19 protein-coding genes are annotated in these 18,574 nt (G+C 65.9%); 10 read left to right on the forward strand and 9 right to left on the reverse strand.

Translation table 11 applies throughout. The annotated features are described in order from the left end of the window. Positions 1-124 precede the first annotated feature (124 nt). The 10 genes from AAFP30_RS12600 (at position 125) to AAFP30_RS12645 (ending at position 10,923) form a co-directional block, all read left to right on the forward strand. A complete protein-coding gene (locus AAFP30_RS12600; RefSeq protein WP_419230717.1) occupies positions 125-847 on the forward strand; it encodes a helix-turn-helix transcriptional regulator in 723 nt (240 codons plus the stop codon). Continuing rightward, a complete protein-coding gene (sufB, locus tag AAFP30_RS12605; protein WP_419230264.1) occupies positions 844-2,307 on the forward strand; it encodes a Fe-S cluster assembly protein SufB in 1,464 nt (487 codons plus the stop codon). The genes AAFP30_RS12600 and sufB overlap by 4 nt, the downstream gene beginning before the upstream one ends. Beyond that, positions 2,307-3,485: a Fe-S cluster assembly protein SufD gene (sufD, locus tag AAFP30_RS12610; protein ID WP_419230265.1), complete on the forward strand. Its 1,179-nt coding sequence runs from the start codon at positions 2,307-2,309 to the stop codon at positions 3,483-3,485. The genes sufB and sufD overlap by 1 nt, the downstream gene beginning before the upstream one ends. 107 nt (positions 3,486-3,592) lie before the next feature. Then, a complete protein-coding gene (gene sufC / locus AAFP30_RS12615) occupies positions 3,593-4,366 on the forward strand; it encodes a Fe-S cluster assembly ATPase SufC (protein WP_419230266.1) in 774 nt (257 codons plus the stop codon). Between the two features lie 20 nt (positions 4,367-4,386). Next, positions 4,387-5,661 carry a SufS family cysteine desulfurase gene (locus AAFP30_RS12620; protein WP_419230267.1) on the forward strand — a complete coding sequence of 425 codons (1,275 nt, stop codon included), beginning with the start codon at positions 4,387-4,389 and terminating at the stop codon, positions 5,659-5,661. Positions 5,662-5,669: 8 nt separating this feature from the next. Next, the gene (gene sufU, locus AAFP30_RS12625; RefSeq protein ID WP_419230268.1) at positions 5,670-6,164 is read left to right on the forward strand and encodes a Fe-S cluster assembly sulfur transfer protein SufU; all 495 of its coding nucleotides are present in this window, start codon (positions 5,670-5,672) and stop codon (positions 6,162-6,164) included. Further along, positions 6,161-6,505, forward strand: a complete 345-nt coding sequence (locus tag AAFP30_RS12630; RefSeq protein WP_419230269.1) for a metal-sulfur cluster assembly factor — start codon at positions 6,161-6,163, stop codon at positions 6,503-6,505. Before sufU ends, AAFP30_RS12630 begins: the two co-directional genes overlap by 4 nt. An 84-nt stretch (positions 6,506-6,589) precedes the next feature. Next, entirely contained in the window at positions 6,590-6,958 is a 369-nt protein-coding gene (locus AAFP30_RS12635) for a DUF1992 domain-containing protein (protein WP_419230718.1), read from the forward strand. Between the two features lie 42 nt (positions 6,959-7,000). Beyond that, positions 7,001-8,329: a 3' terminal RNA ribose 2'-O-methyltransferase Hen1 gene (locus AAFP30_RS12640; protein ID WP_419230719.1), complete on the forward strand. Its 1,329-nt coding sequence runs from the start codon at positions 7,001-7,003 to the stop codon at positions 8,327-8,329. Then, on the forward strand, positions 8,326-10,923 hold the full coding sequence (locus AAFP30_RS12645) for a polynucleotide kinase-phosphatase (RefSeq protein ID WP_419230270.1): 2,598 nt from the start codon (positions 8,326-8,328) through the stop codon (positions 10,921-10,923). Before AAFP30_RS12640 ends, AAFP30_RS12645 begins: the two co-directional genes overlap by 4 nt. Before the next feature lie 389 nt (positions 10,924-11,312). Here the strand turns inward: AAFP30_RS12645 and AAFP30_RS12650 are convergent, their stop codons facing one another. The 9 genes from AAFP30_RS12650 to AAFP30_RS12690 form a co-directional block, all read right to left on the reverse strand. Continuing rightward, positions 11,313-12,236, reverse strand: coding sequence for an SDR family oxidoreductase (locus AAFP30_RS12650; protein WP_419230271.1), 924 nt, complete (start codon positions 12,234-12,236; stop codon positions 11,313-11,315). Between the two features lie 72 nt (positions 12,237-12,308). Continuing rightward, positions 12,309-13,727, reverse strand: coding sequence for a substrate-binding protein (locus AAFP30_RS12655; protein WP_419230272.1), 1,419 nt, complete (start codon positions 13,725-13,727; stop codon positions 12,309-12,311). A 28-nt stretch (positions 13,728-13,755) separates the two neighbouring features. Then, the gene (locus tag AAFP30_RS12660) at positions 13,756-14,103 is read right to left on the reverse strand and encodes an ArsR/SmtB family transcription factor (protein WP_419230273.1); all 348 of its coding nucleotides are present in this window, start codon (positions 14,101-14,103) and stop codon (positions 13,756-13,758) included. A 27-nt stretch (positions 14,104-14,130) separates the two neighbouring features. Beyond that, on the reverse strand, positions 14,131-14,940 hold the full coding sequence (locus AAFP30_RS12665) for a CbtA family protein (RefSeq protein WP_419230274.1): 810 nt from the start codon (positions 14,938-14,940) through the stop codon (positions 14,131-14,133). Between the two features lie 12 nt (positions 14,941-14,952). Further along, a complete protein-coding gene (locus tag AAFP30_RS12670; RefSeq protein ID WP_419230275.1) occupies positions 14,953-15,186 on the reverse strand; it encodes a CbtB domain-containing protein in 234 nt (77 codons plus the stop codon). A 25-nt stretch (positions 15,187-15,211) separates the two neighbouring features. Further along, positions 15,212-15,628, reverse strand: coding sequence for a nitrile hydratase accessory protein (locus AAFP30_RS12675; protein ID WP_419230276.1), 417 nt, complete (start codon positions 15,626-15,628; stop codon positions 15,212-15,214). Further along, entirely contained in the window at positions 15,625-16,224 is a 600-nt protein-coding gene (gene nthA, locus AAFP30_RS12680) for a nitrile hydratase subunit alpha (protein WP_419230277.1), read from the reverse strand. The genes AAFP30_RS12675 and nthA overlap by 4 nt, the downstream gene beginning before the upstream one ends. Next, positions 16,221-16,928, reverse strand: a complete 708-nt coding sequence (nthB, locus tag AAFP30_RS12685; RefSeq protein WP_419230278.1) for a nitrile hydratase subunit beta — start codon at positions 16,926-16,928, stop codon at positions 16,221-16,223. Before nthB ends, nthA begins: the two co-directional genes overlap by 4 nt. Further along, positions 16,925-18,466, reverse strand: a complete 1,542-nt coding sequence (locus AAFP30_RS12690) for an amidase (RefSeq protein ID WP_419230279.1) — start codon at positions 18,464-18,466, stop codon at positions 16,925-16,927. The genes nthB and AAFP30_RS12690 overlap by 4 nt, the downstream gene beginning before the upstream one ends. Between the last annotated feature and the right edge of the window lie 108 nt (positions 18,467-18,574).

The raw sequence follows: 18,574 nt of genomic DNA on the forward strand, positions 1-18,574 counted from the left end.
GTCGTCGTTTCTGACACGACTGCGACTCTAGGACATGGACGGCAATCGTCTCGCAGGGAAGAGTCTTAGGACACCCTTGCTAGCGGGACGGAAATAATTACGTCACACTCGTGTTGTGAAAACCATGGGGAGCGATGTTGTGCTGCCAGACGGCGGCCATGTGGACGGGCAGACCCGCGCCGCCGTGGTGTCCCTGCTCGTCGAAGACGGGCCGCTCACGGCGACCGAGATCGCCGACCGGCTGGGGATCAGTGCCGCCGGTGTGCGTCGCCATATCGACGCGTTGACCGCAGCCGGCGATGTCGAGACGTCGTCGTCGGGCTTCGGGCAACGCGGCCGTGGACGTCCGGCGAAATGGTTCCAACTCACACCGACCGGCCGTGGCAAACTGCGTCACGCCTACGACGACCTCGCCGGCGCCGCGATGCGCACCATCCGGGAGATCGCCGGAGAGGAAGCGGTCGCCGCGTTCGCCCGGGAGCGGGTCGAACGGATCGTCGCCGACGTGGAACCGGTCGGCGAGACCGGTTCGGTATCGACGACGGTCAACGAGATCGCCGACGCACTGACCAGCGCCGGATACTCGGCCAACACCCGCGAGGTCGGCACCGGGATGCAGATCTGCCAGCATCATTGCCCGGTCGCCCACGTCGCATCCGAGTTCCCCGAACTGTGCGAGGCCGAGACCGCGGTGTTCACCGAGTTGCTCGGGACCCACGTCCAACGCCTCGCCACCATCGCCAACGGCGATTGCGCGTGCACCACGCACGTGCCGATACACGCTCCACCGGATGCCCAGCCCGCATCCGTCCCCCAGAAGAAGTCGAGTCGAAAGGCCTCGCGATGACAGTGACCGATCCCGCAGCCACAGATGCCGCAACCGTGTCCAAGCCGGGCCCGCTGACCCAAGAGGAGACCATCGCGTCCCTGGGTACCTACGGGTACGGCTGGTCCGACTCCGACGTGGCCGGCGCCAGCGCGCAGCGCGGACTCTCCGAGGCGGTCGTCGCCGACATCTCGGGGAAGAAGAGCGAGCCCGAGTGGATGCTCGAGCAGCGACTCAAGGCCCTCAAGATCTTCGACCGCAAGCCCATGCCGCACTGGGGCGCTGAGCTCGACGACATCGATTTCGACAACATCAAGTACTTCGTCCGCTCCAGTGAGAAGCAGGCGACCAGCTGGGAAGAGCTGCCCGAGGACATCAAGAACACCTACGACCGGCTGGGCATCCCGGAGGCGGAGAAGCAGCGCCTGGTCGCCGGTGTCGCGGCGCAGTACGAGTCCGAGGTGGTTTACCACTCGATCCGTGAGGACCTCGAGCAGCAGGGCGTCATCTTCCTCGACACCGACACCGGTCTCAAGGAGCATCCGGAACTGTTCCAGCAGTACTTCGGATCGGTCATCCCGGCCGGCGACAACAAGTTCTCCGCACTCAACACCGCCGTGTGGTCGGGTGGCTCGTTCATCTACGTGCCGCCGGGCGTGCACGTAGACATCCCGCTGCAGGCCTACTTCCGGATCAACACCGAGAACATGGGCCAGTTCGAGCGGACCCTGATCATCGTCGACGAGGGTGCCTACGTGCACTACGTCGAGGGCTGCACCGCGCCCATCTACAAGACGGACTCGCTGCACTCGGCGGTGGTCGAGATCATCGTGAAGAAGGGTGGCCGCTGCCGCTACACGACCATCCAGAACTGGTCGAACAACGTCTACAACCTGGTCACCAAGCGCGCCAAGGCCGAGGCCGGCGCCACCATGGAGTGGGTCGACGGCAACATCGGCTCCAAGGTCACGATGAAGTACCCGGCCGTGTGGATGACCGGTGAGTATGCCAAGGGCGAGGTGCTGTCGGTGGCGTTCGCCGGACCGGGCCAGCACCAGGACACCGGTTCGAAGATGGTGCACCTGGCACCCAATACGTCGAGCAACATCATCTCGAAGTCGGTGGCCCGAGGTGGCGGTCGTGCTTCCTATCGTGGTCTGATCAAGATCAACAACGGTGCCCACGGCAGCCGCTCGACGGTGAAATGCGATGCGTTGCTGGTCGACACGATCTCTCGCAGCGATACCTATCCCTACGTCGACATCCGTGAGGACGACGTGACGATGGGTCACGAGGCAACGGTCTCCAAGGTCTCCGACGACCAGCTGTTCTACCTGATGAGCCGCGGCCTGACCGAGGACGAGGCGATGGCCATGGTGGTCCGCGGCTTCGTCGAGCCGATCGCCAAGGAACTCCCGATGGAGTACGCCCTCGAGCTCAACCGCCTCATCGAACTCCAGATGGAAGGAGCCGTCGGCTGATGGCCGATCCCACACTCCCGGTGTCCACCGACGCGGCACCGGTCAACAAAGGTGCGATGTTCACCTCCTTCGACGTCGACGCCTTCGAGGTCCCCAGCCCGCGTGAGGAGGCGTGGCGGTTCACCCCGTTCCGTCGTCTGCGGGGCCTGCACGACGGCTCTGCGCAACGCACCGCCGACGCGACCGTCGCGGTCTCCGGCGTCGGCGAGGGTGTCTCGGTGGACACCGTCGGCCGCGACGACGAACGCCTCGGCCAGGGTGGTGTCCCGTTCGACCGGGTTGCCGCACAGGCCTACTCGTCGTTCCAGACGGCGACGGTGGTGACCGTCAAGAGCGAGGTCGAGCTCGCTGAACCCGTCGTCCTCGAACTCACCGGTCCCGGTGCAGGGGAAACGGCGTTCGGGCACATCCAGATTCGGCTCGAGCCGTTCGCCCGGGCCGTGGTCGTGCTCGACCAGAAGGGTTCGGGCACCTACGCGGAGAACGTCGAGTTCATCGTCGGCGACTCGGCCGCCCTGACCGTGATCAACGTCCATGACTGGGCCGACGACGCTGTGCACGTCGCCGCACATCACATCAAGACCGGCCGCGACGCAGTGGTGCGCCACTTCGCGATCAGCTTCGGCGGCAACCTCGTTCGACTCTCCCCGCTGGTGCACTACGACGCACCGGGCGGTGACGTCGAGCTGTGGGGTCTCTACTTCGCCGACGCCGGCCAGCATCTCGAGCAGCGTCTGCTCGTCGATCACAGCCAGCCGAACTGTCGCTCGAATGTGGTGTACAAGGGTGCGCTGCAGGGCGATACGTCCGGCGACCGCACCCGCGAGGCGCACACCGTGTGGATCGGCGACGTGCTCATCCGCCCGGCTGCCGAGGGCACCGACACCTTCGAGCTCAACCGCAACCTGGTGCTCACCGACAACGCGCGCGCCGATTCGGTGCCGAACCTGGAGATCGAGACCGGCGAGATCGTCGGCGCCGGACACGCCAGTGCCACCGGCCGTTTCGACGACGAACAGCTGTTCTACCTGCAGGCCCGCGGCATCCCGGAGGACCAGGCCCGACGCCTGGTGATCCGCGGATTCTTCGGCGAGGTGATCGCCAAGATCACCGTGCCGGACCTCCGCGAGCGCCTGGCCGCCGCCGTCGAACGCGAACTCGAGATCTCCGGCGCCTGAGCGTCACCCGCCGGTTGAGCCCGTCGAAACCCCGCTGATCGAGTAGTCCGAGGCGCTCGCCGAGGACGTATCGAGATCACCCAGCCCACAACGAAAGAACTCCGAGAATGACCACCCTGGAAATCCGCGACCTGCACGTCGACGTCGCGCAGAGCGACTCCGACGCCGAACCCATCCACATCCTCAAGGGTGTGAACCTGACCGTGAAGTCGGGTGAGACCCACGCAATCATGGGCCCCAACGGTTCCGGCAAGTCGACGTTGTCCTATGCCATCGCCGGCCACCCGAAGTACGTGGTGACCAGCGGCTCCATCACCCTCGACGGCGAGGACGTCCTGGAGATGAGCGTCGACGAGCGCGCCCGCGCCGGCCTGTTCCTGGCGATGCAGTACCCCGTCGAGGTGCCCGGCGTCTCCATGTCGAACTTCCTGCGCACCGCCGCCACCGCCGTTCGCGGTGAGGCCCCCAAGCTGCGCCACTGGGTCAAGGAGACCAAAGAGGCGATGACCGACCTCGAGATCGATCCGTCGTTCTCCGAGCGCAGTGTCAACGAGGGCTTCTCCGGTGGTGAGAAGAAGCGGCACGAGATTCTGCAGCTCGACCTGCTCAAGCCGAAGATCGCCATCCTCGACGAGACCGACTCAGGACTCGACGTCGACGCGCTGCGCGTGGTCAGTGCCGGGGTGAACCGCTACAAGGAGCGCGAGCACGGCGGCATCCTGCTGATCACCCACTACACACGGATCCTGCGCTACATCCAGCCGGAGTTCGTGCACGTCTTCGTCAACGGCCGCATCGTCGAATCGGCCGGTCCGGAGCTCGCCGACGAGCTCGAAGAGAACGGTTACGTCCGTTTCACGTCGGCGGCCACCGCCAGCTGACCACACCAGGGGGTTGACCCGTGTCGATCGAAACAGCCATCCCGGCAATCGATGTCGAGGCGTTGCGTGCGGACTTCCCGATCCTGTCCCGGACGGTTCGGGACGGCAAGCCGTTGGTCTACCTGGATTCCGGGGCGACGTCACAGCGGCCGGTGCAGGTGCTCGACGCCGAACGTGAGTTCCTGACGACCCGCAACGCAGCGGTCCACCGTGGCGCGCATCAGCTCGCCGAAGAGGCCACCGATGCCTACGAGGACGCGCGGGAGACCATCGCGGCCTTCGTCGGCGCGACTGCCGACACCATCGCGTTCACCAAGAATGCGACCGAGGCGCTCAACCTGGTGACCTACACCCTCGGCGATGACCGCTCGGCCGATGTACTGGGTGGCACGGCGCTCGGACCCGGCGACACCGTGGTGATCACCGAACTCGAACATCACGCCAATCTGGTTCCGTGGCAGGAACTCTGCCGTCGGACGGGCGCCTCCCTGAAGTGGTATGGCGTCACTGACGACGGCCGTATCGACCTGGATTCGCTCGCGCTCGACGACTCGGTGAAGGTTCTGTCGTTCACCCACCAGTCCAACGTGACCGGTGCGGTGGCCGATGTCGCCGAACTCGTCCGTCGGGCGCGGGCAGTCGGCGCGTTGGTCGTGCTCGATGCCTGCCAGTCGGTGCCGCACATGGCGGTCGACTTCACCGCCCTCGACGTGGACTTCGCCGCGTTCTCCGGCCACAAGATGTTCGGTCCGTCCGGTGTCGGCGTGCTCTACGGCAAGGCGGAACTGCTGAACGCGCTGCCGCCGTTCATCACCGGCGGATCGATGATCGAAACGGTCAGCATGGAGGTCTCCACCTACGCGCCGCCGCCGCAGCGCTTTGAGGCCGGTGTGCCGATGACCTCGCAGGTCGTCGGACTCGGTGCCGCCGTCGACTACCTGAACGCCATCGGGATGGATGCCATTGCCGCACACGAGCATCGGCTCGTCGAGCATGCACTCGACCGGCTCGCCGCGATCGACGGTGTGCGCATCGTCGGCCCGGCCACGGCCGAGAACCGTGGTGGGGCAGTGTCTTTCCTGGTCGACGGCATTCACGCCCACGATCTGGGGCAGATCCTCGACGATGAGGGCGTCGCGATCCGCGTCGGACATCATTGCGCCTGGCCGCTGCACAAGCGTTTCGGTATCGCCGCGACCGCGCGGGCGTCGTTCGCCGCCTACAACACGCTTGCCGAGGTCGACGCGCTCGCCGCGGCGATCGTGAAGGCGCAGAGCTTCTTTGGAAGTCGGTAGGGAACCAGATGCGGATGGAGCAGATGTACCAGGAAGTGATCCTGGACCACTACAAGCATCCCCACGGGCGTGGCTTGCGGGATCCGTTCGATGCCGAAGTGCACCACGTCAATCCGACGTGCGGCGACGAGATCACCTTGCGCGTCACGTTGTCTGACGACGACCGCACCGTGTGGGACGTCTCCTATGACGGACAGGGCTGCTCGATCTCGCAGGCGTCAACGTCGGTGCTGCATGACCAACTCGTCGGGCAGTCTGTTGATACCGCGATGGCGATGCTCGATTCGTTCACCGAGATGATGACCTCGCGCGGTAAGGAATCCGGCGACGAGGATCTGATCGGCGACGGCATCGCGTTCGCCGGCGTCAGCAAATACCCGGCCCGCGTCAAGTGCGCGCTGCTCGGGTGGATGGCCTTCAAAGATGCTCTCGCCCAGACGGTCAGCGCCCGACACCGGTCGACCCACACCACAGCCACCGAAGCAGAATCGGAGTCAGCATGAGTGAAGAAACAGTGCCGAGCACACAGCTGCCGGCCATCGAGGATGTAGAAGAGGCGATGCGCGACGTCGTCGACCCCGAACTCGGCATCAACGTCGTGGACCTCGGCCTCGTGTATGGCATCGAGGTCGACGACGAGGCCAAGGCCAAGATCGACATGACCTTGACGTCGGCGGCCTGCCCGCTGACCGACGTCATCGAGGACCAATCCCGCGCCGCCCTCGTCAGCAGCGGCCTGTGCACCGAGTTGGAGATCAACTGGGTGTGGCTGCCGCCGTGGGGTCCGGACAAGATCACCGACGACGGCCGCGAGCAGTTGCGGGCGTTGGGGTTCACCGTCTAGGGTCCCGTCCGGGTGACCGACGAAGGCCACTTCCGCCGCGTGCGCCGCTGGCGCCCGCCGGTGGGAGAGTCGCGGGTGGAGAAGATGATCCGCGAGGCCACCGAGCGCGGCGAGTTCGACAACCTGCCGGGCATGGGCAAGCCGCTGGACCTGTCCGACGCCGACGACCCGGATTGGTGGGTCAAACGCAAGATCCGCGACGAGAACCTCGATTCGTCGGCGTTGCTGCCCGCGCCCCTGCAACTCCGCAAGGAGGCGCAGGGTTTTCCGGAGTCGCTGAAACAGATCGCCGACGAGCAGGCGGTGCGAGATCTGTTGACCGACTTCAATCGTCGGGTCCGCGAGGCGCACCTGTCGACGCGTGCGGGCATGCCGACCATGATCACCGCGCATACCGTTGACGTGGAGGACATGATCCGTCGGTGGCGTGAACTGCGCGAGAACCGCAAGTAGACAACAAAATCGGGTTGCGTGGCTGCGTAGGGTAGCTATGTGATGATGACTCTCGAGGTGCATGGTGGGCAGACGCCGGCCACCGACCTCGGCTATCTCCTGCACAAGCATCCCGATAGCGTGCAGACCTTCGACACCTCCCAGGGCCTTGCCCGGGTGTTCTACCCGGTGGCGAGCGCCGAGCAGTGCCGCGTCGTGCTCCACGTCGATGGGTCCGGCGTCCGACCGCACACCGACACGGACCGTTACGTCAACACGATTCCGTATGCAGCGTCCTCCCGCTTCGTCGTCGCGCTCGGCAAGGTGTTCGGTGATGCAGTTGCCGGTCGGTGCGCGAACCGACCCGATCTCGTCGACCACGCCTGGCCCGAACTCACCCTCACCGTGCCGTCGGTACCGACCGACGGGCGACTGGACCCCGCCGAGCTGTTCGCGCCGCTCGGCTGGTCGGTCGATGTCACCCCGCAGTCGCTGCGACCAGTTCAGTGGGGCGACTCCGGATTCGTCACGCTGACCCTGCACGGCCAGCACACCATCCGCGACGCACTGCGTCAGCTGTGCGTGCTGCTGCCGGTGCTGGCCGGCGACAAGCACTACTTCGTCGACGAGGACGAGATCGGCAAACTCGAGCGACTCGGCGCCGGCTGGCTCCCCACTCATCCACTGGCCGAGCAGATCATCAGCGGCTACGTGAAACGCGTACGGCCGCTGGTCGATCAGGCGCTGGCACGACTTGTCGTCGATGCCGACGACAGCACAACGATCACTCCCCGCCGCGAGACCCTGGCGCGGCAGCGACGCCTCGTGGTCGCCGAACTGGTCCGCGCGTCCCGGGCGCGATCGGTGCTCGACATCGGCTGCGGCGAAGGCCGCCTGCTCGGCGAGCTCGTCGCCGACCGGCACCTGAATCGGCTCGCCGGCGTCGATGTCTCGCCGTCGGCGCTGAATCGGGCGGGTGACCGGCTGCAGCGGTGGCGCGATGTCGAGCTCTGGCAGTCGTCGCTGCTCTACACCGATCCGCGCTGCCGCGGATTCGATGCGGCGGTCCTGATGGAGGTCATCGAACACATCGACTTCGAGCGCCTGCCGGTCGCGGTGGCGTCGGTATTCGGGACCATGGCGCCGCGCGTGGTGATTGTGACCACGCCCAACCGTGATCACAATCCGCAGTACGGATTGAGCGCGAACGAGTTTCGGCACCCGGACCACCGATTCGAGTTCACCCGAACCGAATTCGCCCGGTGGTGCGACTCCGTCGCGGCCGGGTTCACGTATTCGGTGACGCGTGGGGAGATCGGCGAGCCGGTCGACGGCGTCGGCGCACCGACCCAGACCGCAGTATTCACCCGAATCGACGAGGTGAGCCCATGACGACGAGCGAACAGCCGACAACCGAACCGACGACCATCGAACTGCCCGAGCTGTGCCTGGTGGTGCTCGTCGGCGTGACAGGTGCGGGCAAATCCACGTTTGCGCACAAGCACTTTGCGCCGACCGAGGTTCTTTCCTCGGATACATTTCGAGGTCTGGTCGCCGACGATCCGACCGATCAGAGTGCCACCGCCGATGCGTTCGACGCGTTGTTCGACGTCGCGGGACGCCGGCTGCGCCGCGGCCTGCTGACGGTCGTCGATGCGACCTCCGTCCGCCCCGAGGACCGCCGCAGCCTGCTGGCCCTGGCCAAGGAGCACGACGTGTTCGCCGTGGCGGTGGTGCTCGACGTCGAACTCGACGTGCTCATCGTGCGTGCCTCGGACCGCACCGACGTCGACGGTGCGGTGGTCCGCCGCCAGCACCGACTCCTGCAGCAGCAGGGAAAGAACCTGCGCAAAGAGGGCTTTCGGTTCGTCCACCAGTTGACCGGACAGGCGGCGGTCGACGACGTCTGCGTCGTACGGACCCGACTGTTCAACGACCTGACCGCCGACCACGGGCCGTTCGATGTCATCGGCGACGTACATGGCTGCCAGGCGGAACTGGTCGCCCTGCTCGAGAAGCTCGACTGGACGTTGGTTCGGGAGACGAACAGTGACGTAACCGGCGCCCACGATCACCCGGACGGTCGACGGGTGATCTTCGTCGGCGACCTGGTCGACCGCGGTCCGGACACCCCCGGGGTCCTGTGTCTGGCGATGGCGATGGTTGCTGCGGGACAGGCGATCTGCGTCCGCGGCAACCATGAGGAGAAGCTGCTGCGGGTCCTCCGGAAACGTGATGGTCGGGGCCGGGAAAACGGGTCCGTCCCGCTGACGCCGGCGGTGGCGGCGTCGGTCGCGCAGCTCGATGAGTGTTCGGACGAGTTCCGCAGTGCGGTCATCGAATTCCTCGACGGACTGGTGTCGCACTTCGTGCTCGATGACGGGCGGTTGGTGGTGTGCCACGCCGGACTGGCCCAGCGCTACCACGGCCGCACCTCGGGTCGCGTGCGCAATCTCGCGATGTACGGGGAGACCACCGGCGACACCGACCGGTGGGGCTACCCGATTCGATCGGATTGGGCGCGAGACTACCGCGGCGACGCGCAGGTGGTCTACGGCCACACCCCGATTCCGGTTGCTACCTGGATCAACAACACCCTGTGCCTCGACACCGGTTGCGTGTTCGGAGGGCGACTGACCGCGCTGCGCTATCCGGAATCCGAGATCGTCGACGTCCCGGCCGGTGCCGCGTATTGGCCGTCGGAGCGGCCGATGGGCTACTCGGACTCCGCTGAGGATGCGCGTGTACGCGCCGAACTCCGGCTCGACGACGTCCTCGGAAAACGCACCATCACCACACGTTTCGGACCGTCGGTCGTCGTGCGGGAGGAGAACGCCGCTGCAGCGCTCGAGGTGATGTCTCGCTACGCCACCGATCCCCGATGGTTGCGCTACCTGCCGCCGACGATGAGCCCGGCGGGTAGTTCCGACCCCGACCTCCTCGAGGACCCGCAGTCGGCGTTCACCGCCTACGCGGAAGCCGGTGTCTCGCAGGTGCTGTGCGAGGAGAAGCACATGGGGTCGCGTGCCGTGCTGGTACTGACCCGCGACGACGATGTCGCCCGCATAGGTTTCGGTGTGCCCGACGGCATCGGTGCGCTCTATACGAGGACCGGCCGTCCGTTCTTCGACCCGACGACCACCGCAGACCTGCTCCGGCGTGCGCGTGTCGCAGCCGGCGGTGTGTTCGCCGACCTCGATTGTCGCTACCTCATCCTGGATGCCGAGCTACTGCCGTGGAACATCAAGGGCGAAACCCTGATCCGGGAGAGCTTTGCCACGGTGCCGGCCGCGGCCGGTCCGGAGTTGGCGCTGCTGGCGGCCGAACTCGGTGTCGCCACCGATCGGGGACTCGACGTCGGTCAGCTGGTCGAGGCGACCAATCACCGCAGGGTCGATGTCGCCGCGTTCGACGCGGCGTTGCTGTCGCATGTGGTTCCGGGCGCCGGGATCGACGACGTACGGATCGCACCGTTCGAGGTCTTGGCGGCCGGCGGCGACAACGGCGATCAGTCCTTCGAAAGTCGGTCGCACTGCTGGCATCTGGAGATCGCGGATCGACTGGTTGACGCCGAACCTGGTCTGTTCAGCACCACCCGACGCTTGGCCGTCGACACGACCTCGGCGGGGTCACGCGCCGACGGAGCGGCATGGTGGACCGACCTCACCCGTGCCGGTGGTGAGGGGATGGTCGTCAAGCCCGCCGACAATCTCGTGCGGGACAGCAAGAATCGGCTCATCGCACCGGGCATGAAGGTCCGCGGACCCGAGTACCTGCGGATCATCTACGGGCCGTCGTACCTCGATGACCTGCCACGCCTGCGCTCCCGCGACCTGCGGCACAAGCGGTCCATGGCGATGCGCGAGTATCAGCTTGCGCGGGAAGCCTTGGCCCGGCATCGGGAGCGGGCACCGCTCTGGCGGGTGCACGAATGCGTCTTCGGCGTTCTCGCACTGGAATCGGAGCCGGTGGATTCGCGGCTCTGAGTCGCACCTCGCCCATGGTTGCCTGCCGGACCGACCCGGGTTCGGCAGGCAACCATCGGCTGTTCACTGTGGAGTTCTCAAGGTCCGAGCGCGGTCTCGACGGAAATCGAGTGCGCGGCATGTTCGTCGCTGAAATATGCTGCGCGTCAGGTGTTTCACACGTCCGCTACGCCAACAGCGTGAGCGGTGGGTCACGGACGCGAGTCGTCTCGCTGACGGTGTCAGGCATACACCTATTGTACTCGTACAATTGTTCGAGTCAATAGTCTGACGAAAATTAGATCGACTGTGCACCAAACTCTTTCATCGGATTCGGCACGAGAACCCTGAGCCTGTCCCGCGCCACCGACAACTCCGGAGGCGGTGGGATCAGGCCGGGCAGGAGGACCTCACGCCCAACCGTCGGGCCGGGTTCCGTCGAGGTCGGTGACGCCGTAGTAGCGGGAGAGATCGGCAGAGGTGACCGACCGCTGATTCCAGCGCGCCCGGTCGGGATCGGCCGCCAGTGCGGCGATGCCGCGGCCCACATATCGTGGTGTTTCGGACTGCGCGAAACCCTCGGGTGCCGTAGGGAACCCGTCGACGGTGCCATCGAGGGCGGCTCGCCAGTTCTCCTCGGTGACACCAAAATTGGCGAGCATCATCTCCGACCGCAGCCATCCCGGTGACACCGACACCGCGGTGGCCCCCACCGCACCGAGCTCATGGCCCTGAGAGAAGGCCAGGCGGTTGACCGACACCTTCGCGAGGTCGTAGTAGACCGAAATCCGATAGTTGTGTGCGTTGTGGTCCCACGTGCCGTCGGTCACCTCGACCAGTAGTCCGCCGGGTCGATCCACCATCAGAGGTACCAGGTGGTGCGAGGTGATCAGGTGGGTGTCAATGGCGAGCCGCAGGATCCGCAGACCGGTGTCGAGGTCGAGCTCCCAGATGGGGGTATTCCAGGTCGGCGGTGGGCCTTTCAGGACCTCGGCGCCCCAGATGTCGTTGACGAGAATGTCGATGTGACCGTAGTCGGCCCGCAGGCGCTCGGCCAACCGGGCGACTTGAGCGGAGTCGAGGTGATCGACCTGCAGTGCGACACCGGTTCCGCCGTGCTCGGTCACCAGGTCTGCGGTCTCCTCGATGGTCTCCGGCCGGTCGTAGTCAGAGCGGATGGACTGGTCACCGGATCGGCTGCTGCGTCCGGTGCACACCACGGTCGCTCCTGCCTCACCTAGTGCGATCGCGATGCCGCGTCCCGCACCGCGGGTGGCGCCGGCCACGACTGCGATCCGGTCGGCGAGGGTGTGACCGTCGGGTTCGGCGTCCATCACCCGAGTCTCGCAGGCTGGGGTGACAGAGGGAAGCGCGCGAGCGGGATTCGGCCTGACGTCAGGTCCGTCCTACGCGTCGAATCGATCGATCATACGGATGGCTCCGTCATCGACCTCGCCGAGATAGATGGGCGGCATGACCAAGCGTCGGGTCCCTGGGTCCTCGGATACGCCGGGGACTCTGACCGAGGCCAGAAACTCTGCGCCGCCGAGGTTGTCGTTGGTGTGGGCCGCCCGCGCATACGCGTGGATCGCTTCGTAGCTGGTCTCGGTGAGAGAGCTCATCGGCGGGATCAGCAACCCGAATCGCTCACGGTAACGCGACACGAGTGAGCGGTTGGCCGGGTCGTCGAGTCCTTGGAAGTAGCCGAATGCGGTTCGTACGCCTTCGGCGGCGTCAGCCCCGATGAGGGCAAGCGTCGCCTCGTCCAGAACCAGCGCGAGAGTTCTGGTCACCGAACGTAGTCCGCTGCGGCTGCACGCCCGTTCGAAGGCAACTTCGTCGTGTCCGACGAGCGAGGTGAGGATGAGTTCGGCGCGGGAGCGGCGGATGCGTTCGAGGGTCTGATCGAAATCGTCGGTGCCGAGGTCGACGTACTCCTCGCCGACCACGCTGCCGCCGGACTCGGACACCACTCGCCGGCCCGACATGTGCGCGCCGAACGACCATGAATACCGTTGGCCGACAAAGAACCAGCGTGTCATACCGGTGTCGGCCATCATCTTGGGCACCCCGGCGCGAAGCTGATCGAGCGGCCGTTCGCCGAGTCGTACGACGTCGCCCCGGGAGGCGCCACCTTCGTTGACCACGGTGTGGACGAGCAGCACACCGGTGCCGTGCAGTGCCGACGCCACAGCATTGAACGTCGCCGAGGTGACACACGCGAAGATCACCCGGCAGCCGTCTCGGGCGAGTCTCGACGCCTCGGAAACTCCGGCCCAATAGATGGAGGCGTCGTCGCCCACCCGGAGCTCTGCGGGTCTGTTGGCGATCCCGCCGGACTCGTTGATCTCGTCGACAGCCATCCGTGCGAGCGCCTCGGTTGCCTGGGCGAAGACTGCTGCCGAACCGGACTTGCTGAGCAGCAACCCGATTCGATGGGTGCTGCCGCCATCCGGGGCGGGCTGGTCGTAACCTCGCCGCCGTACCAGCCAATCGATCCCTTCGGCATCGATTTGCGATTCGAGGGCCACTCGGGTTCCGGTGCCGTCGCGGTGAAACCGGATGGTGAGCCGACCCGGCCACGGTTGATGTTGGATGATCACCACCCGATGACCGTGGTGGATCGACATCAGGCGGCCGAGAATGGTGATGCGGTCACCCCGCGCGGTGTCGATTCCGGTCACCGGCAGAGTGATGGCGATCGCCGCCCCGGGACGCAGGCCGGCGCATTCGGCACCCAGCAGGTCGCCGTCGGCGAACATCTGGAACGCCCGGACCGGGTCGGCATTGACGTAGGTGGTGGCGGTGACCGAGAGGTTCGACATCGCGCCTCCAGAATCGATACCGTGCGGGTCAGGCCGAGCGGCCCGGTGCGCTGCGCGGCTCATCTGCCGGATCGCTCGTCGTGATTGACGACTTGAGCGCCCCGTCGAGCAGGCTCTGCAGGAACTGCAGCGCGTCGCGTGTCGGACCTGTTGGATCGATGGAGAAGTAGCGGTGGCGGCCGTCGCGCCGTTCGACCACCACCCCGGATAGGCGTAGTGCCTTGAGGTGGGCCGACACCGTCGTCCGACCCACCGTCGTGATCTGGTCGCTGATGAATCCGGCGCTGCATTCGCCGTGCTCGGCCAGCACATCGAGGATCTGTCGCCGCACCTGGTCGGCCAGTACGGCGAATGCCGATTCCTCGTTGTCCTGCACCGCTACCTCCGGATCACTGTCTCGGGCTCACTCTACCGCCACCGCGACGGTGCGCGGCCGACGTGACGGAGCGCCGGCCAGGCGTCCCAGAACGACGATGAAGGTCACCACCACTGTGACCCAGAGGAGGACCTGCGCGGTGACCGCATGGAGCCGGAATTGCGCCATTACCTCTGCCGGGAATCCCGGAGCGACCACCGCGCCCGACGGATCGACCAGCGGTCGGGGAACCTCGTCGAAGTCCGGCAGCAACGCTGCCGTCACCACCATGGTGGCGAGATACCCGCAGGCTGCTACCAGGGCGGACCACAGGCCACCGATCCGCGGCCGCAACGCAAGGGTGGCGATCACCGCCCCAATCATCGCCAGGACGGAGACGAGCGTGACCGTCAGATAGGCGCCGCTACGCGCCCCGATTGTGTCGCCGTCACCGACCGCGGGCGGATTCGCGGGATACACCGCGAAGGGCACCGCGTAGAGCGCAAGGAACGACAGGAGGCCGACCGCCGCGGCCACCCATCGTGGATCGGTGCGCGGATACCGCCGGCCGAGGTAGGTCCACAGGAGGGTGAAGCCGACCGCGAATACCGCTCCCATCGCGATCGCGAACACCACGGTGCCGATGCCGGCGCCGATGTTCTCCTGCACCGACCGACTGAACACTTCATGTTCGTGACCGTGCTCGCCGGTGAGGTGTTCGATTGCGTGCGAACGAGTTTCCTCGTACTCGATGGCAGCTGCGACCTGCGGCTCGACGAAGATGCGGGCATAGCAGAAGGTCACGACGCCACCCGCCAGTCCGGACAGTAGGCCCGCGCCGATGTATGTTCTCTCCATTGTCGCGTCCGCTCAGTGGCACGGGAAGCCGAGGAAATGGCGTGCGTCGTGCACGAATTCGTGGACGTGGGTGTCCTGTCCGAACACGGAGACGGCGCCTTGGTCATAGCCGATGAAGTAGTAGGCCAGAGCCGCGAGTACGACGGTCAGTGACAGCCACAGCGCGGCGCGGGCGACGGTGAGGTCCGGTACCGCCCAGGTCGTGGGTGCGACCGCGGTGCGGGGAGCGGGGGAGCCGATGGACATGGTGTCTCTCTTTCGGGTGGTGACGTCAGGCCGGCTGGGCGGAGTCGATCGCGATGGGCTCCAGAATTGCCTTGTGATGGTTGCGGTTTGGTGGCATGGCCAGGACGTGTTCGGTGCGGGTCGCGACGTCACCGGCGTCGAGGGTGCCGGCGTCGGCGAGGACCTGTTCGAGTGCCGCCACCCAGTGTTCGTAGTACGACCACGAGTCGTCGGCCAGGTCCGGGGTGGTCGATTCCCACTGTTTGATGGCCTCTATGAGTGCGCCCTGGAATCGAGCCCAGTCGTAGTGGCCGGCTTGATGGGCCGCCACCGCGAGCGCGAAGGCGCGGATCTCCCACGGTTTGTCGAAAGCCAACTCGCCCGGTCGTCCGCCCGGCAGGTCACAGACGAGATCTTCGACCGCTCGCCGCTGCGTGTCGTCGACCGCGGCCACCGCGCTCATGACGCCGCCTGCACGGGACCGACGCCGATCATCGAGTCACGGGTCACCAGTGCGGCGAGCTGTTCCTCCGACCACCCGTCGGTACCCGCCGGTCGTCGTGGCAGTACCCAGTAGCGCATTTCGGAGCTCGAGTCCCAGATGCGGATCTCGACGGTCTCGGGTATCGCGTAGCCGAAGTCGTCGGCCAGGACTTTACGGGGCTCACGGACGATGCGGGAGCGGTACTGCGGGTCTTTGTACCAGTTCGGCGGCAGCCCCAACACCGGCCACGGATAGCAGGAACACAGGGTGCACACGATGGCGTTGTGGACGTCGTCGGTGTCCTCGAGGACGACCATGTCCTCACCTTGGAGGCCGCTGATACCCAACTCTTTACACGCCTCGCTGGCATTGTCGAGCAGGCGCGCACGGAAATCGGGATCGGTCCATGCCTTGGCGACGACCTTCGCTCCGAGTTGTGGGCCGACCTCGTTCTCGTAGATGTCGACGATGTGATCGACCATGGACGTGGTCATCACGCCCTTCTCGATCAGCATCGACTCCAGTGCCTTGACTCGTGCCGCGATCTCTTCCTGGCTCGGTACCCCGGTACTCATGCGGTGACTCCTTGTGTGGTGGTGGCCAATTCGATGTACGGGTCCCAGACGTCGAAGTACACCTTGCCGTTCGGATCGGCGTCGTGTGCGCCCCAGAGTTCGGTGCTGGTGAACTCGATGGTGTAGACGTGTTCGGGGTTTTCGCCCAGGCCGTTGCCTGCGGTGTCGGGGTAGATGAACGATCCGCGATGGGCGACGATGGTGGCCACCTTGCCGCGGATGTACCGGGCACGGCGGGTGTGGCCGAAAGGGCTGGAATCGTTGACCCGGACCACATCGCCGACGCTGAACCGGGGCTGCTTGTCAGTGTCGCGGACCGCCGACGCGCCCGCCGGCACCACGGCGTCGACGAACGCGATCAATTCGGGGTTCTGCTCGTGTTCCGGCAGGGGAGCGTCGGGGTTCTCGAGGTAGAACGCGGTGCGTCGATCCAGTTCGGCCGGATCGATCGCGCCCGCATCGATGGCATGGTTCTCGATCGTGTACAGCCAGTGCTCGTAGTAGGGTGCCGTCAAATACACTGCCGGGTCCATCTTTTCGATGCCGTGTCGGAACGAGTCGACACCGAAGTAGCCTGCCCGGAAGCAGGCCGAGAACATGGTGAACATGGGCTTTTCCCATTCGGCCCGGAACACCGGTTCATTCTCCGGCGGATTGACCGGGCCGAGCCCGTCGGTGCCGCCGAGGTCGAATACCCCGTTCATGCGTGACTCCTTGCTGCCGTGGGCACCGGGAGGGTGCCGATCTGCTTCTCGATCGCGTGTGCCACCCGCAGGACGGTTGTGTCGTCGAAGCGTTTGCCGACGATCATGAGTCCGACCGGCAGAGCGTCGACGAGGCCGACGGGGACGCTGCATGCCGGATGCCCGGTGACGTCGAAGGGTGTGGTGTTGGGCAGCATCTCCAAGGCGCGGCCCAGGACGTCGGCCACCGGTGCGTCGGCGGCCGGAAGGGGGGTTGCCCGCAGCGGCAGTGTCGGCATCACCAGCACGTCGTGGTCGTCGAGCGCGGCGTCATATGCTGCGGCCAGACGGTTTTCGAGGTTGCGCGCCATGGCGTAGTGGCTGCCGTAGCCGTTGGCGAGTGCGTACCTGCCGGCGAGGGTGACGAGTTTGACGGTTTCGGAGAATCGGCTGGGGTCGGTGCGCCATTTCTTGCCGTAGTAGGCGATGAGTTCCGGGTCGTAGTGGCCTTTCCAGTTCAGGCCGTACGCATTTCCGTCGACCATCTGCCAGGTGGCGCCCTCCACGGAGATGACATCCCAGATGGCCGGACCGTGCAGATGCCACGGCACCGAGACCTCGGAGACCGCCATGCCCGCGTCGCGGAACGCGTCTGCCGCGCGGCGTACCGCGTCGTCGACCTCTGGTTCGGAGTTGGCGTGACCGAAACCCTCACGGAGATAACCGATTCGAAGTCCGTCGACGGAAAGATCGAGTGCTCCAACATAGTCCGGGATATCGATCGTTGTCGGCTGCCGCGGATCTCCGCCGTCGACTCCGGCGATGACCGAGAGCATCAGCGCGGCGTCACGCACCGAACGCGTGATGGGGCCCAGATGATCGATGGTTGCCTCGATGGGGAACGCGCCGGTGTAGGGCACCAGACCGTGCGTGGGTTTGTGTCCGACCGCTCCGCAATATGCGGCCGGGATCCGGATCGACCCTCCCTGGTCGCCGCCGAGCGCCATGTCGACCTCGCCGCCACCGACCAGAGCCCCACTGCCGCTGGATGATCCGCCAGCCGAGCGCGTTTCGTCCCACGGGTTGCGAACGACGCCGCTCTTGGTGGTGTGGGAACCGCCGGAGAAACAGAGATCCTCACACACCGACTTGCCCGCGATGGTCGCGCCCGCAGACAGCAGTCGGCGCACGACCGTCGCATCCTCGCTGGGCACAAAGCCGTCCACCGTGTGCGAGCCGTTCATCATCGGAACCCCGGCGACGCTGACGTTGTCCTTGATGGCCACTCGCACACCGGCGAGCGGTCCGGTGGTGGTCTCCTGGATCTCGGTTTGGACATACCAGCCGCCGAACGGGTTCTCGGCCGCTGCGGGTTTCGTCCAGGACCGTTCGGGTGGCGTGGGTGCGGTGTCGGCGTAGAGACCGGCGACGGTGTTCCACGACGCCAGGAGACCTTCGGCGGCTGCCGCGTAGACCGGCAGGTCGGCCGGCGTGATCCCCAATTCCGTATCGGCGGCGATCTGCGCCAGAGTGGCGTCGTCGGGTGGATCGAGATGCATGGATTCCTCCTCGTAGATGGGTCCTCGCGGGAATGGAGTAGGCCGTGGGAGTGATTCAGTTCTAAACCGGTGCCGCATTTATGTCAATATGTGTCAACATATCGACTT

The sequence above is a fragment of the Gordonia sp. CPCC 205515 genome (assembly GCF_048537925.1).
GTDB lineage: Bacteria > Actinomycetota > Actinomycetes > Mycobacteriales > Mycobacteriaceae > Gordonia.